Source organism: Nitrosospira sp. TNL300 (genome assembly GCF_055385915.1).
Genome location: NZ_AP041005.1, coordinates 1,913,164 through 1,927,516, shown reverse-complemented (window position 1 = coordinate 1,927,516; position 14,353 = coordinate 1,913,164). Strand labels below are relative to the sequence as shown.

The 14,353-nt window shown below is 52.7% G+C and carries 15 protein-coding genes; 3 read left to right on the top strand and 12 right to left on the bottom strand.

Annotated elements, in window-relative coordinates:
• Positions 1-5: 5 nt before the first annotated feature.
• The 4 genes from ACZ5BW_RS08920 to ACZ5BW_RS08905 all read right to left on the bottom strand — a co-directional run bounded on the left by ACZ5BW_RS08920 (position 6) and on the right by ACZ5BW_RS08905 (position 1,835).
• Positions 6-167, bottom strand: coding sequence for a hypothetical protein (locus tag ACZ5BW_RS08920; protein WP_464539066.1), 162 nt, complete (start codon positions 165-167; stop codon positions 6-8).
• 109 nt (positions 168-276) lie between these two features.
• Positions 277-540 (bottom strand): hypothetical protein, encoded by a 264-nt coding sequence (locus ACZ5BW_RS08915; protein ID WP_464539064.1) that lies wholly within the window; start codon positions 538-540, stop codon positions 277-279.
• Positions 541-640: 100 nt separating this feature from the next.
• On the bottom strand, positions 641-1,078 hold the full coding sequence (locus ACZ5BW_RS08910) for a CHRD domain-containing protein (protein WP_464539062.1): 438 nt from the start codon (positions 1,076-1,078) through the stop codon (positions 641-643).
• 265 nt (positions 1,079-1,343) lie between these two features.
• A complete protein-coding gene (locus ACZ5BW_RS08905) occupies positions 1,344-1,835 on the bottom strand; it encodes a CreA family protein (RefSeq protein WP_464539060.1) in 492 nt (163 codons plus the stop codon).
• 312 nt (positions 1,836-2,147) lie between these two features.
• Between ACZ5BW_RS08905 and ACZ5BW_RS08900 the strand changes: the two genes are divergently transcribed.
• A complete protein-coding gene (locus ACZ5BW_RS08900) occupies positions 2,148-2,501 on the top strand; it encodes a DUF488 domain-containing protein (protein WP_464539058.1) in 354 nt (117 codons plus the stop codon).
• 218 nt (positions 2,502-2,719) lie between these two features.
• Here the strand turns inward: ACZ5BW_RS08900 and ACZ5BW_RS08895 are convergent, their stop codons facing one another.
• The 4 genes from ACZ5BW_RS08895 to ypfJ form a co-directional block, all read right to left on the bottom strand.
• Positions 2,720-3,406 carry a PEP-CTERM sorting domain-containing protein gene (locus ACZ5BW_RS08895; RefSeq protein WP_464574130.1) on the bottom strand — a complete coding sequence of 229 codons (687 nt, stop codon included), beginning with the start codon at positions 3,404-3,406 and terminating at the stop codon, positions 2,720-2,722.
• A gap of 701 nt (positions 3,407-4,107) precedes the next feature.
• Entirely contained in the window at positions 4,108-5,745 is a 1,638-nt protein-coding gene (locus ACZ5BW_RS08890; protein WP_464539054.1) for a phospholipase D-like domain-containing protein, read from the bottom strand.
• 96 nt (positions 5,746-5,841) lie between these two features.
• The gene (locus ACZ5BW_RS08885) at positions 5,842-6,156 is read right to left on the bottom strand and encodes a phage protein NinX family protein (protein WP_074974939.1); all 315 of its coding nucleotides are present in this window, start codon (positions 6,154-6,156) and stop codon (positions 5,842-5,844) included.
• Positions 6,157-6,187: 31 nt separating this feature from the next.
• Positions 6,188-7,057, bottom strand: a complete 870-nt coding sequence (gene ypfJ / locus ACZ5BW_RS08880; RefSeq protein WP_464539052.1) for a KPN_02809 family neutral zinc metallopeptidase — start codon at positions 7,055-7,057, stop codon at positions 6,188-6,190.
• Between the two features lie 103 nt (positions 7,058-7,160).
• Between ypfJ and ACZ5BW_RS08875 the strand changes: the two genes are divergently transcribed.
• Positions 7,161-7,547 (top strand): hypothetical protein, encoded by a 387-nt coding sequence (locus ACZ5BW_RS08875; RefSeq protein ID WP_464539050.1) that lies wholly within the window; start codon positions 7,161-7,163, stop codon positions 7,545-7,547.
• A 50-nt stretch (positions 7,548-7,597) separates the two neighbouring features.
• Here the strand turns inward: ACZ5BW_RS08875 and ACZ5BW_RS08870 are convergent, their stop codons facing one another.
• Positions 7,598-10,912: a bifunctional diguanylate cyclase/phosphodiesterase gene (locus ACZ5BW_RS08870; RefSeq protein WP_464539048.1), complete on the bottom strand. Its 3,315-nt coding sequence runs from the start codon at positions 10,910-10,912 to the stop codon at positions 7,598-7,600.
• Positions 10,913-11,192: 280 nt separating this feature from the next.
• On the opposite strand from ACZ5BW_RS08870, the gene ACZ5BW_RS08865 reads away from it, so the two are divergent.
• Positions 11,193-12,071 (top strand): hypothetical protein, encoded by an 879-nt coding sequence (locus tag ACZ5BW_RS08865; RefSeq protein ID WP_464539046.1) that lies wholly within the window; start codon positions 11,193-11,195, stop codon positions 12,069-12,071.
• Between the two features lie 81 nt (positions 12,072-12,152).
• Here ACZ5BW_RS08865 and ACZ5BW_RS08860 read toward each other — a convergent pair whose 3' ends face one another.
• The 3 genes from ACZ5BW_RS08860 to ACZ5BW_RS08850 all read right to left on the bottom strand — a co-directional run bounded on the left by ACZ5BW_RS08860 (position 12,153) and on the right by ACZ5BW_RS08850 (position 14,231).
• Entirely contained in the window at positions 12,153-12,881 is a 729-nt protein-coding gene (locus ACZ5BW_RS08860) for an HAD family hydrolase (RefSeq protein ID WP_464539044.1), read from the bottom strand.
• Positions 12,882-12,893: 12 nt separating this feature from the next.
• On the bottom strand, positions 12,894-13,889 hold the full coding sequence (locus tag ACZ5BW_RS08855; RefSeq protein WP_464539042.1) for a phosphotransferase: 996 nt from the start codon (positions 13,887-13,889) through the stop codon (positions 12,894-12,896).
• Between the two features lie 63 nt (positions 13,890-13,952).
• Positions 13,953-14,231: a twin-arginine translocation signal domain-containing protein gene (locus ACZ5BW_RS08850; RefSeq protein ID WP_464539040.1), complete on the bottom strand. Its 279-nt coding sequence runs from the start codon at positions 14,229-14,231 to the stop codon at positions 13,953-13,955.
• Between the last annotated feature and the right edge of the window lie 122 nt (positions 14,232-14,353).

The following is a 14,353-nucleotide window of genomic DNA, read 5'->3' as shown; positions in this document are numbered from 1 at the left end:
AACATCTATTTTGCACGACGCTTGACAGCATAGCCATACTGTACCGGCCATTCCGGTTCTATCGCTAACGCATGTTGCGCCTTGAGGGCCCAGTAAGGCTCCCGCAGCAATTCTCGGCCGATAAAAACGAGATCCGCCTGACCGCTGGTGATCGGAATGCGCGGCAAATCTCGTCCAGGTGATCTGGTTGCGAAGCAACCTTTAGGCGAAGCCGTCGAACACTTTCCTGCCATGACCCAGGTGAGGCTCAACTGAAAGCGAGGAACTCTACTCCGATCAAAGCAGGGGCTCATCCGCCGGATCGATGATAGGATCGCCGGGGGTGGGATCAGGATCGTAGGGACGAGGATCGACAGGTTTGTCGGGATTATAGGGTTCCGGATCCCGCCGCGGCTTATCGGGATCGATGGGACGGGGCGGTTCCTGAATGGGGCGGTCAGGGGAGGGACCACGATCGGGGGCAGGACCTGGCCCTGGGCCATCTGGCTTGTCCGGACGTCCTGGCCCATCCGGTTCTTTCTGCAAACGGTATTCTGGCATGAAAATGAGGTCAGGTTTTTGGGCTATCGGGGCTGGGTATCGGCAGCCGTGGATAAACGTACCGGCTCCAGCCCGGCTTTTTCGGAACAGGAATACTGTGTCAGCGTTTTAGCTGGCCGCGTATTTCTCCGTTCTTATGAGCATCGCTGTGAACGTTGATGTAAAGTCCGCCTGCCTTGAAGGCATCGTATTGCGCGTCTGTCAACTTCGCTCCATCTGGTATGGTCCATTCGTTATCGGAAGTTTTATTGAGCGTGATGATATCGGGACCATTCTTGCCCACCGCAGCCTCATGGACATGCGCACCGGTACCTTTTATATCGGAGGTCATGACTTTGCCCTTGATGGATTTGTCATCCTCTACAGTTATGTTGCCATGGCCCATTGCGGAAGTCTGAACCGGAGGCACTTCCTGGTCGCCGGTCAGGTGCACGGTAACGTCTGTGGCGTTAGCTGCGGTGGCACCTAAAGTCAGTACAGCCAGCATAGCGGCTGTCCAAGCAGGGGCGGCGAAGAGCGTTTTGCGAACTTTATTCATTTAACTACCTCCTCTAGAAATAAAATTATGTAGTTTCATGGGTCGTTTTGAATTGGAGTCTGCCATATTCTTTTGACTTTTCTGGCGGAAGCGCTGTGAGAAGTGCTCCACATGAAGAATCCGGGTAATTCTATTCGTCATCTGGCATGATGTCCGTACGCTAGCGTACGCAACTCTCTGTTATTCAGCTTCGTTTGATCTGATTCATCATTTTTCTTTTTTACTTCCTTCATCCTTCCCGTTCTGAAAGCATCCAGGTTTCCGGCTATTTCATTGGAATGGGATTGCTCCTGCCGACAGGGACGGCCGTAACGCTGTTTTGCGGGCTGCCTTCTATAATCCTGTCAGAGTATGTCATATAGATAAGCGCGTTACGCGCCGGATCCACCACCCGAACCACATGCAGGCGCTTGAATAAAATTGACATGCGTTCGGTAAACACGTCTTCCTGACGAGGAAGTTTGCCGCGGAACTCGATAGGGTCGCTTACCTGCCGGCAAGCGATCGATGCCTCCGCCCTGTCTTCCGCCAAGCCTACAGTGCCTTTGATTCCGCCCGTACGGGCCCGGGAAACGTAGCAGGTTACACCCCGCACTTTGGGGTCGTCATAAGCTTCTATCACTACCCGATCATCCTTTCCCAGCCATCGGAACGCGGTATCCACTTCACCGATGAGCTCTGCTTTTGCCATACTGCAAAACGCTATGGAAAATAATGCAACTGCCGCCATTCCCGCCATAAATCTTTTTCGTAACATTTTTTCTCCCTGTCGGTCAAAATTGAAACACTTCATTATATCGGCGCATAATTGATTAAAGCCGGTATACCGGGTTGAATTTACCAAAATGACGCGGGGAGGTGTGGTATCGGTCACGATATGAAGGGGTGGGAACATGCCTCTGGCACTTCTTCCCGAACTGCTTCCCTGCCATCACGACATTCTCCGTTTTGTGTCTAGGGGGAGTGAAGGTATCTGCGAGACATTCTGGCTGGCGATAAGCTTTAAAGAGGTGGGCCGACGAAACCGGGTTGGAAAATTGATCTTTTGTAAGAGGAGGCCAAGGCAGGAATGAATCTGAAGCTCAAAAGGGTTTACGAACCGTCCGACAAGAACGATGGTACTCGCATCCTGGTTGACAGGCTTTGGCCGCGTGGAATGACAAAAGCAAAAGCGGATGTGGATATCTGGTTGAAGGAATTGGCGCCGAGCGCCGAGCTTCGAAAATGGTTCGGACATGATCCGGACAAGTGGACCGAATTCAAGAAGCGTTATCGGGCCGAGCTAGAGGAGAATGATGAGCAGTTGGCGCGACTGAGGGAGGAAATAAAGAAAGGGACTGTTACATTGCTCTATGGCGCCAAAGACGAGGAGCACAACGATGCCGTCGCTCTGGTGGAATTTCTGCGTGACCAAAGGAAATGAGGCATATCCCTTGCCATGTTTCTCATGCCTCTGTCGCATGATTTGTATCAGGGACAGTGCGTGTACGTTCTCCAGGTATTACACCTTGCTTCTTTCATTTAATCTGGCCGGTAGTGTTTCGTTGCGGGGAAGAGCGTGCCCGCTGATCTTAACGCGCTCTTCCTCCAAGGCTCCCCCACTTAAAAACGCGGTGGAAGCCTCGGAACGCCGACCAGTTTCTAGTTCAGCGCTTCCTTTCTGCGCTTCATGATGAAACCCATGAGGCCGAGGCCAGCTAGCAGCATTGCGTAAGCATCGGCTTCCGGAACAGCCGGAATTGCATCGGCAGTGACTGCCAGTTTTGAATGGACAGGAAGAACGCCTCCGATTCCCAAGGTCCCGCCCAAGTCGGCAGCCCCATCTACTTGACTTGCAACGCCCATGTCTGCCTGCAAGGTATCTACATCAAGCGCAGCAGATATACCGACATTGGCAGTTGTGTCAACCGGGGCGATCAACGCAGCGATTCCGGTGGAAGTTGATGTATCCACGTCAGCGGCAAGTTTGAGTTTCGGTGCTCCCACACTTACACTGCTGATCGCATCAACGGCCGGCACACCTACTGTGATCGTACTCATGGCGTCCAATGATTGGGCTGCAGCCACCTTGCCCGTAATTCCAAGCGCGGGTGCCTCCACGGTTACCTTGCTCGCCCCGAGTGCAGGGGTGGAGGTTGTTATATCCACAGTGCTGTTTGCACCGAGTGTCGTTAAGCTTGAGGTGGTAGCAGCGACACTCCTGCCCGCAGCGACTCCAAGGTCTGTAGAGACTCCCAGGTCCGTAGAACCCCCTATGTCTGTGGAAGTTCCCAATCCAGAAGAAGTTTCCAGACCTGTAGAGGTTCCGAGATCCGTGGAAGTTTCCAATCCCGGAGAAATCCCTAAGTTCGTAGAAGTTCCCAATCCAATGGAAGCTCCAGATCGCGTAGAAATACCCAGATCAGTGGAGGTTACCGAATTGGTAGAAGCTTCCAGGCTGGAAGAAACCCCTGGTCCCGTAGAGCTGAGTCCCGTGGAGGCTCCTAATCCTGCAGAAACTCCTAATGCGGAAGACTCCGCAACCAGTCCAAACACTGCCAACAGAGTAAGTACGATTTCTTTCTTTTTTAACATACCAATTCTCCAATTTTTCATATTATGTTAAAAAACGTTATAGCCGGCCAAAATGGAATTGCCGTGACAATTGGGCAATAGCGCGGCTTTAAAGGGAGTAAGCAATTTGTATGCCAGAAAAAATAATTATTTTGAATCATGAAATTACGATGATTTAACTGGTTTTAACTGGAGTAATCGTCCCCATGTGGAGACGTTTATCCTACCAGCTTCGACCAAATGCATGAGCTTAAAGCGTTTTTCCTGTCGTTGAATCAAGACAAGCTTTCTGGTTACCAGGCTGATCTGCAAGCGCAGGTAGCAGGTAAGGGACGGTGAAGGACTTCTGGATCTGTGCAGGTATTTCGGGCAGGAAGAGAATCTATTGGAGTAAGAAAAAGGATTTGCTGGGGAACAACTTGAAGCCGGTTGAAATCAGAAGAAACCCGATTCCGCTCGTGCGCCGACGGTTCTTCTCAGCGTTGCCTGAGTGCTTTCTGAATTTCCCGTGTTTCCTGGGCTTCTTTCCGGATATCCTCGGATTGCTGGCCTTCGCGCACGGAGTTGGGGAGTTCGATCACCTTATCCTGGGCCTCATCGGATGCAAGACTGGCGCTCTGGGCTGCGGCATCATTTTGCCCGTTCCTGTGCAACCTGTAAGCCTGTATCAACAGTGAAACGCCGATCCATCCCGCAAGCAGCGAGAAAGGGATTACCATGAGCAGGGGCTCCAACAATGCCAGGGCTGTCAAGGCAAGCAGCGTAAGGCCCCCGAAAAACATGATTTTTGCCTCGGCAGCTCCCAGGACCAGTCGACTGGTGATAGCCGCTCCAACGGTGTTGCCTACACGCAAGGCGCCCGCTGTTAGCCGGCTCGCGCTTCCAGCCCGGCGCCTGACAGCCGCGGGTTGACGGCGGTCGCGGTGGGGGAGGTGATCTGCTACGGGGCGAACCCGGTTCCTTTTGTTGAGAACGATCTCGGTCGAATTTTCCAGATCATCCAGGTACATTTGCTCCATTTTCTGCGCAAAATCAAGATTTTCCACCGCAACGTCCAGCTCCCAATTTCCCAGCCAGCTCGCCATGTTGAGATTGCTTGAACCGACGCGCGCCCAGCGCCCGTCGGCAACGGCTGTCTTGGCGTGCAGCATTGAGCCATTCCACTCGAACACGCGTACGCCGGCTTCCAGCAGCGGACGATAACCGGCACGCGAAATCGGTCTGAGAAACTTGAGATCTCCACTTGATCCGGGAACAAGCAAGCGGACATCTACATCGTCCATTGCAGCGCCTCTCAACGCTTGCACATAACTTGTAGTCCCAACGAAATAGGCATCGGTAAGCCAAAGCGTTTTTTGCGCCAGCACCGTGATCAGTTGCTCCAGCCGGTATAAGCCCGCGGTCGCGGCAAAATTTCCCAACACCCTCACATCGACGTGACCCGAAATCGGAATTGAATCGGGAGCAGGCAGTTCATCCGCAGGTATTTCCGGTCCCGTCTCCGCCCATGCGCGCGCAAAGGATTTTATGACGTCCGCTACCACGGGCCCCCGCAGTTCGACACCCGTATCCCGCCAGGGCGCAATATTTCGCTCGGGGTATCCATCCCACATCTGGCCGACGCACAATCCGCTGACAAATGCAACACGATCATCCACGCAGACCGATTTGCGATGCAGCCTGCTCAGCCATGCCAGAGGACTATCGAAGCGCATTGGATTAAAGCATCGAACTTCCACACCGCCATCGCTCAGGCGCTGCCAGAAATTAGATGACGTTTCAGTCAGCCCTCCAAGCCAATCATAGAGTAATCTTACCCGTACGCCTTCTTTTGCTTTCGCAATGAGCGCATCAGCAAATCGCTGGCCAATGGTGTCATCACGAATAATATAATTTTCAAAATAGACGTTCTTTTCAGCCGACCGAATCGCCTCAAGCCATGCAGGATAATTCTCGCTTGCATCCTTGAGAAGACGGATGCTGTTGCCATGCACGAGAGGCGCGCCTCCGGCGCGTGAAAACGCCTGGGCTGCCATGATTCTGGCAGAAGCATCCTCACGCGGGGTTTCGCGGGAAGTATCGCGCAGCAGGTTTGTCAGCTTGAATTTGGCCATACGCTATTCGATCTGTTCTTCCCCGTGTATGTTCCCTGGCAGATCTTTCTTTTGAGTTTCCTCACCTTTTTATATTTCCCCCAATCCTTGTAACGTTTAGTCCGTAACCTCTTCTCCAAACTTGGAATCTACATAGCAGCGCATTGCGGCAATCAGGGGAGTAAGCCCTTTTTGCCGGTTTCTGCCTGATCGCATGAACGCCGTGCAATGCTCGGAACCCGGTTCCAGGCTGTGACTGAGATTTATTCCTTCTCTTTCGATGATCGGTCCTCCTTGAGACCAATCTACCGAAGGTTCCCAGCGTTGATGGTTGATCACGCAGTGAGAATCGATAACATGCACTTCTTCCACATCATTGGCTTTTGCCACCCAGTAGTCGAGCAGTTCGTCTTTAAGCTCGGAGACTCTCATAACTGTTCCCCTTGTGAGTTTTGAGGCAAGGCTACAGCTTTTCCGATCCAAGGGTATTGCAATCCGCCATATTTCCCGTTTGCAATCCCCGCGTGAACCAGCGAGTACGCTGGGCGCTTGTGCCGTGCGTGAAGCTTTCCGGCACGATCGTGCCGCGTGTCCTGCGCTGCAATGTATCATCACCGATCTGCGTTGCCGCGTTCATGGCCTCCTCGATATCGCCTTCCTCCAGCCACCCCTTGGAACGCTGCGAATGGTAAGCCCAGACCCCGGCCAGGCAGTCCGCCTGCAATTCGACACGTACCGACAAGGAATTTGCCTGTGAGCGCGGCAAATGAGGGCGAGCGGCATTCACCCGATCGGAAATGCCAACGAGATTCTGTACATGATGCCCGACTTCATGCGAAATGACGTATGCCTGCGCGAAGTCGCCTCCTGCCCCAAGCTGGTTTGCCATCGTATCGAAGAAGTTCAGGTCGATATAGATGCGCTGGTCCTCCGGGCAGTAGAAGGGACCCATTGCCGCGCTTCCCTGACCGCACGCCGTTAGAGCAGCACCTCGAAACAGCACAAGTTTGGGTGGTTCATAAACTTTGTTTTCATGCCTCAGAAGGCTCGTCCATACATCCTCGGTATCGGCGAGGACCGTCGAAACAAAGACTGCCTGCATGTCCCCTGGGGGCGCCGAAGGTGCAGGACCTTGTTCCTGAACCAGACTGCTGCTGCCTCCGCCGGTGATCACGCTGAGCATGGTGAGGGGATCGATACCGAACAACAGCCCGCCGATCAACGCTATGACAATCACTCCGACGCTGATTCTGCCGCCACCCAGCCCAAATCCGCTGCCCGAATCTCGGCGATCTTCGACGTTACTACTTTGGCGATAACCCTCCCACTTCATTTTCGGCTCCAGGTAAAATCAGTTCTTGTGTAATTGCGTAATCCCTTGTTAATTTTTTAGCAGCCTTGCCTTCAGTCTCCTTCCACTCGGGGTCGCTCAGGCCGTGGTAATCATCAACGGAATCAAAGGCGCCTGCAGCCTTGTGAGCGGTGCGGAACTCGAACTCGTGAGCATAAGCGGTCACCCTGCAATTTCAGTATACTATGTTCGCATGAGGACAAATGTTTGCGATCGTACAGACTTCGTAATTACCACGCTATATTGTTTTTCTTTCCCTGATTTGATGATTACCACAGGAGATAATATGAAGGGGGCGCGTAAACTGCTTTATCTGGCAATATTTTTATTGGCGCCAAGTCTGTCCGGCTGCTGGCTACTCGCGGCAGGTGGCGCAGGAGCTTATGGTGGTTATAAAATGAAAGAGGAAGGATATACGCTGAAAAATCCGGTTACAAAGGAGAAACGCAGCGATCAGCAGGAGAAAGACTGAAGAAATGAAAGCTCGTACTCGCCCAATCCTCGCGCTTTTGGATATTCCGGCTAGGACGTGCTTCCTGCGCGGTTTTGCCACGCGCCTACCCATGCTTCAAACTCATCGGCAGTCATGGGCCACGCAAAGAGATAACCCTGGCCTTCCTTGCATAAGACACTTTGGAGAAATTCCGCTTGCGCTTCCGTTTCTACGCCTTCGGCAATGATACGGAAGCCCAGGTTGAGACCCATTGCCACAATTGCCGCCGCGATGGCTTCGGCATCGTTATTACCCGGCACATCGCGCACGAATGACTGATCAATTTTCAGGCGGTCAACGGTAAACTGCCGTAAATAGGCGAGACTTGAGTAACCCGTACCAAAATCGTCGATTGCGACTTTCACTCCAAGCGCATCCAGTTCGCGCAGCTTGTTCAGCGCGGGTTCCACACCCTGCATCACTGCACTTTCAGTAAGTTCCAGTTCCAGGCTCGCGGGGGTCAAACCGGACTCCTGAAGTGCATTTTCAATGATCTCGACAAAATCAGTCTGACGGAATTGCACTGCCGAAACATTGACCGAGATGCATGCATTCAGTAATCCACGTTCACGCCACAGTCGTGCCTGCCTGCACGATTCGCGCAAACCCCATTCGCCGATCGAGAGAATCAATCCCGTATCTTCCGCAACGGGAATAAAGCGAACAGGTGAAATCAATCCACGTGCGGGATGACGCCAGCGCATCAACACCTCCACCCCGATAATATGGCTTGTCGCAAGCTCGATCTGGGGCTGATAAACCAGAAACATTTCACCGCGTTCGACCGCCCCGCGGAGATCATGTTCCAGGCTGAGCCGTTCGATCGCCCGAGCTGTCATGTCTTCCGAATAGAAATGGTAACGGTTGCGCCCCGCTTCCTTTGCTGTATACATGGATGCATCCGCATTGCGCAGGAGGATACTCGGTTCCGTACCGTTATCAGGATAGATGCAAATGCCGACGCTTCCAGTCAGCAGCAGCTCATGCTTTTCGATCCGGTATGGTTGAGAAAGACCATCTATGATTTTTTGTGCGACACGAGCTGCATCCTCCGCGGTTTCGATCTCACTCAGGAGCACGACAAATTCGTCACCTCCCATCCGGCTTACCGTGTCTACGCTGCGTACCGAGGTTTGCATCCGTTCGGCTACAGCCTTGAGCAGATAGTCGCCAATGTCATGACCAAGCGAATCATTGATTGCCTTGAAACGGTCGAGGTCTATGAACAGTACAGCGAGCCGTTTGGCTTGCCGCGCCGCACGGTTGATTGCCACTCTCATCCGGTCGGCCAGCAGGGCGCGGTTTGGCAGGCCGGTGAGCGAATCGTAATGGGCTAGATGCAGTATTCTTTGTTCTGACGCCTTGCGTTCTGTAATATCACGCGCAAGAACGATAAAACGGGGACCCGTTGCGGGATCGACATGCTTGCGTGAGACAGAAAGCTCAAACCACCACTTGTCTTCACGGCCGGGAAGGCGGAGTTCCAATTGTTTCCCGGAGGAGAGTCCTTTCTCCTGCGCCTCCGACAACGCCGAAAGGATAATATCTACGGCCTCACCCGGGAGAACATCCGCAACCTTTTTGCCTACGAGGCTTTCACCGGACACAGTCGGGAACTCGGTACGCCGGACCGAATGCCACGCGTGAACACAGCCGTCTGCATCGAGCTCGAACAGTAAATCGGGAATGGCGTCGAGTGTGGCCTGCAGCTGGCGTCGCGCCGCCAGAATTTCAGTTTTCCGGCGTTCCTGCTCGGTAATATCCCGGATCATGGAAACAAAATAATGCACCGTGCCATTGGCCCTGCGGACGCATTTGACATCCACGTTGGCGAAGATTATTGAACCGTCCTTACGGATGAAGCGCTTGTTCATCGCATAGCCTTCAGACTCACCTTTCATGATGCGCTCGCGCTCGGCAGCACTCCTGGCGACATCGTCCGGATGAGTCACCTCAACCCAGGTTTTTTTTGCCAACTCCTCACCCGAGTATCCCATCATCTCGCAAAACTGATTATTGAACCGCAGCCAGCGTTTCGTATCGGGAGAGGTGATCGCCATGCCGATGAATGGCAACTCATAGAAATACTTGAGAAGGCGATCCTGCTCGGCGGTGTGAACGATCAGTGCCAACTGGTGGGCGCGTTGCTGTTGACGCCATAGCAGCAGCAGCACGACGCTTACCGCAGTAACTGCAATGAGAATGATGGCACTGATCCAGAATACAAGAGTCCATAACTGCGTCAGTACTTCATTCTGGTCGATCTTTGCAAGCAAACGCCAACCGGTACCGTTAAGGGGTCGATAGGCCGCGAGTACCCGCTCTCCCCGGTAGTCGATTCCATGCACTGTCCCCTGTTTTTCGTCCCGGGTGGCAATGGCGCTGGCAAGTTCGTCCCTGCCGACAAGCGCATGATATCCATGTGTGCTGTGTGTCCTCTGAAAGCGGTACAATTTATTAAGATAAGTGACGCTTTCATTCTTCTGGGCGATAAGCAGTATCTCTCCGCTGCGGCTGATACGTGGCCACTTCTCGACAAGTGGAAGAAGGAATTGCTCCAGATCCGCCCGTAAGAGCACTACCGCAACGGGTTCCTTATTTGTTGTTTCCGCCACCAGAGGCACTGCAATATCCAGCAGAGGTTTTCCGTTTTCATCCAGAAAGAAATCGGTGCTCTGTATCTGGCGCGTCCGTAATGCGTTAGATAGTAATTCGTGGGTAACAGATGGCAGTTCATGCTTTTCGCCTAACACGAGCAAAGGTCGGCTTTCAACATCAAGCAATATCACTGACTCATAGCTGTAGGCTTGCCGCACCGCCTCCAGGCGATTACGGATGAGATCCATCCCATGTCCGTTTATTCCTTGCTGGAGGTTGACCACTCGCTCGATGAGCGCCTGGCTTGCCAGCAATGCTTCCGCGTCGTTATGCCGTTCAGCGAGCCAGAGTTCGATCTGCTCCGCCTTAAGATCGACGATGGTTTGCAGATCAGCATAAGTCCCTCGCTCTATCTCCGGGCCATACACTTTTACGATCATTATGCTAATAATGGGCGCTACCATCGCCAGCGAGAAGAACGCCAACATCAACCGGTTCAGTCGGAAGTCTGCCGAAGCCGAAGCTGCTGCGCCTCCTTCGCGGACAGTAGTGTCCCGGCCCAGTTTGAGCAGCGCATAAAAGAGGATACTGCTGATGGCAATGAGAACCAGTTCCTTTGCCAGATAGGCGCGGCCTCGCAAAACCGGATCTTCGAGCATGAGTGATATCAGATAGCTCGCAACAGCCATCCAGAGGGTCGATAAAGCGACGTAAAGCAAGACGATGAGCCAGGGAGAACGACTCATCGTATAACGGCTGAGCAATGAAGAAACTTTATCATCTGAATTCAGAAACCCGGTACCACCCGGGACCAATAAGGGGGCAAAGGACTTCCGATTATTTGTTATTGATTGGCAGAGGTTAAGTTCAAGGTCAGTTCAGCATAAGGTTAGACAATTGTCTGTGTGATTGATTACAGTGGGATGTGTTTTCTGATCGTCGGCTCTTCCTCTTCCTTAAGGCAAAGCCTTCTTCTGGCTGGGTAACAATCTTGTATATAATATGCTTGCCTTTTGGAGGAGCATCATGAAAAAGGAATATATTTCCACTCTCACGCTTATTCTGTCTGTCGCCCTGATCTGGCCGGTTCTGTCGGGGAATGTGTTTGCCAGCGAAACGTGCCATGGCTCTCTGGCAAATGGATTTTATGACGAATACCAGAGGATTACGCCGCCCCTGAGAGACCGGGCGATGTATGCAGAATTGTGCGCATTGAGGTATGAGGATGCGCAAAAGGCGATCAAGCGTGCCCAGCAGTTCGGTAAGGATAAATCGCTGGGGCTGACGTACGGGCTTGTCAATCTGGATGATCTGCCGCCTGACAACAGTCCGGATTCAGACTCAAGTCCGGCAGATACGATGAGCGATATGCGATTCGGTCAATGGAAGGGGGGATATTGCGTACAAAATGCAACGCTCGATCCTTCCCAGGCTTCGGAGTTTTTCATGCAACGGGCAGTGGCCGGCAATAGCGATGCATCTCGGGCAGTCGAAAACTGGTCAGCATGCCTGCGCAAGCGGCCGGGGCTGACCTGTTGGGCAACTCCGGCCAAGGTATCCTCCGCAGAACAAGGAGAAGAGTTCGTGCTCAATGTCAATTGGGCATCAGGCGGGTCTTCAGGATCTCAGGGCCAGCCCGAGGTCGAATATTCCTATCTTACGAGGGGCGGGGTTGCGAAGTTCGAAGGTGTGGCGGCGTCCCGGATATTGCCTGATCGTTATAAGTTGAAAGCAGGAACGCTGCAGATCCCTGTTACCCGACCCGCAGATAAGGGTGTGTTTGCAACCCTCAAGGTAAGCCACGCTGGAACGGAACACAGCTGCAAGGTTTTCGTGCCGGGCGACAGGGACTTTTCGTTGTCTGAGCCATTCATTAACCGGTTGAAGCTTAAATATCCGGGTTGAGAGCGGCTTTCCCCGGCTATCCTTTCTTTTATCTCCTTTTTCATGGGGAGGGGGATGGATTCCCCCGCGCTGCGGTCGACGCTAATGTTGCGCCAGTTGAGCTATGCCAGTGAGGATATCCTTGAATTGTTGGGCCCGATACGCGGGTACGACATTCTCGTAAGTTTTGGCGCCCTGATTGGAGTCAAAAAAAATCGTCCTGATATCGAGAAGCTGGGCTCCATATATGTCCCGGAACATATCATTTCCCACCGCGATTACCTCTGAGCGCGAGATACCCATTTTATCGAGCGCTTTGTTGAAGAGACGGGAATCGGGTTTTCTGAAACCGTAGTAACTGGAAATGATGACAGGATTGAAATAACTCTCAAGACCCACCGCTCGAATTTCGGGCAGTGCAAAACAGGGTTGTGCGTCAGACACCAGCGCGAGTTGGTAGTGCGCCTGAAGCTCATTCAATACTTCCTTCACGTTTGGATAGAGTCGAAGACGTTTGCGGGAGATGCCGCGATAAATATGGGCGATCACTTTTGCCTGCTGCCCGCGGATATAGCCTGACTTGATGCCTTGCTGGAGGAGCAGTTCGTTCCATATGGCTTCCACATCGATTTCCGGGTATTCCTCATCCCTCGCATCCTTCTGTTGTCTCATGATGGCATAGTAGCGCTCCCGTACCTGTCCACGATGAAGATATACACCCTGGTAAACCAGGTAGTGTGCGATGGCGCGATAGATTTCATCGATGGATTCATCGGTTTCGATATCGATCAGAGTGCCATAGAGGTCAAACAGGATGCCTTTTATTGCCATAATAAATATCCCTCAGACCAATGTCTTCCTGGCTTCATCCAGTAAGCGCTTTCTATACGTCCCATCGATCCACGCATTGCGGCTGATGCGCAGGAGAGTGAGCGCGGCATAGAAAGGAAGACGGCGGGTTATCGCAGCGAAGGCTGCATCGCGATCGGGAAAATGACAGCTGTATTCCCATAGAAAATGCCCGATAAAGGGTTCGGCCCGCGACTTGTCGCCCGCCTGCTGCAAGAAGAAATGCTGGAGTTCGCCTGCGACCCGGCCCAGATCAAACACCCTGTCAGATGATTTCATCCGCTCCAGGTCGAGCATGATGACCCAAAGGCCATCGCCAAAAAGAACATTATCCGGAGTAACATCGCCATGGATCAGAACCTTGCAGTCTTCCCACATGCAGGCTTTGTCCCTCCATCGGTTTTTTAGCCGGTACAAGTCCTGCGCCTGATCCCATCCAATCCATGCTGCGCTTAGCAATCGGTTCATGACTTGGTCAAAGTAATCGCATTCTTTGTTGAAATCCACCTTGCTATCGTGGGCTGTCCGGTTATGCAGCGTGGCAAGAGAATAAGCGAGCGCGGTAAGCTTCTGGAAAAGAACATCGCGCACATTCTCGCGGATTGCCTTGAGAATGACATGTTTAAAATGTGTGCCATAGCAATATTCTTCCACAACCACGCGGTTAAGGCTGGCGTTGCGCCCAAGGGGGCGCGCCACATAGTGGGGATAGGCATTGAAGCCGATTCTGCGCAGGTAATTCAAATTATTGAACTCCTGCTCCATGTGACGCAACGCAGCGTCAGGACCGATATGCGGAACGCCACCGAAGAATTTTCCGATAACCCGCGCTCCGCTGTCCCGCTCTTCGTAAAGATAAACATGGTTGGAGGCCCGCAACTCATAAACCCTGAAATCCGGATGACTCACGGCGTGCAGCGCCGGGAGGATGTCATGCCGGAGGTATTCATAAAAGGGGTCATCTGTCGACAGATGGCCTAAGTATTTCATTAACCTCTACGATACCTCCGGTTTTTAAATGTGCCTGCACAAAGAACCAGTTGCATTGAGCAGCTAGCCCCTGAAGACAATATCGAATACTGCAACCATGACGATGATGGGCTGTCCCTTGGCAAATCCTGATCCTCCGGGTACCCGTGTGAGGTTCCCGTTGCGATCGGGTTCGCTCATAATGGGATAAAAGGGACCCAGAATCTGGTCCTGTGTCCGATCCAGGGCCTTCTGCCCAAAAACTGTACTGGCAGGCGGCAACATACCCGCTGCAAACACGGCGGCAGACGCTTTTAAAATAGTGCGCCGACTGATAGTCCGGTATTCTTCTTGTATTCGCATTCCTTTGCTAGCGCGCATGGTTGATGTTCTCTTTTAGCCGTGCCTGGTCTCGGTTTCTAAGAATCACGGAGAGGGAAACGTGAACCGGCAATCCTACCTCCCGACATCACTCTCCAGTTCTT

Excerpts from the sequence above, each read along its gene's own strand:
- ACZ5BW_RS08915 (WP_464539064.1), bottom strand. The coding sequence starts at position 540 with ATGCCAGAATACCGTTTGCAGAAAGAACCGGATGGGCCAGGACGTCCG.
- ACZ5BW_RS08910 (WP_464539062.1), bottom strand. The coding sequence starts at position 1,078 with ATGAATAAAGTTCGCAAAACGCTCTTCGCCGCCCCTGCTTGGACAGCC.
- ACZ5BW_RS08905 (WP_464539060.1), bottom strand. The coding sequence starts at position 1,835 with ATGTTACGAAAAAGATTTATGGCGGGAATGGCGGCAGTTGCATTATTT.
- ACZ5BW_RS08900 (WP_464539058.1), top strand. The coding sequence starts at position 2,148 with ATGAATCTGAAGCTCAAAAGGGTTTACGAACCGTCCGACAAGAACGAT.
- ACZ5BW_RS08890 (WP_464539054.1), bottom strand. The coding sequence starts at position 5,745 with ATGGCCAAATTCAAGCTGACAAACCTGCTGCGCGATACTTCCCGCGAA.
- ACZ5BW_RS08885 (WP_074974939.1), bottom strand. The coding sequence starts at position 6,156 with ATGAGAGTCTCCGAGCTTAAAGACGAACTGCTCGACTACTGGGTGGCA.
- ypfJ (WP_464539052.1), bottom strand. The coding sequence starts at position 7,057 with ATGAAGTGGGAGGGTTATCGCCAAAGTAGTAACGTCGAAGATCGCCGA.
- ACZ5BW_RS08870 (WP_464539048.1), bottom strand. The coding sequence starts at position 10,912 with ATGAGTCGTTCTCCCTGGCTCATCGTCTTGCTTTACGTCGCTTTATCG.
- ACZ5BW_RS08865 (WP_464539046.1), top strand. The coding sequence starts at position 11,193 with ATGAAAAAGGAATATATTTCCACTCTCACGCTTATTCTGTCTGTCGCC.
- ACZ5BW_RS08860 (WP_464539044.1), bottom strand. The coding sequence starts at position 12,881 with ATGGCAATAAAAGGCATCCTGTTTGACCTCTATGGCACTCTGATCGAT.
- ACZ5BW_RS08855 (WP_464539042.1), bottom strand. The coding sequence starts at position 13,889 with ATGAAATACTTAGGCCATCTGTCGACAGATGACCCCTTTTATGAATAC.
- ACZ5BW_RS08850 (WP_464539040.1), bottom strand. The coding sequence starts at position 14,231 with ATGCGAATACAAGAAGAATACCGGACTATCAGTCGGCGCACTATTTTA.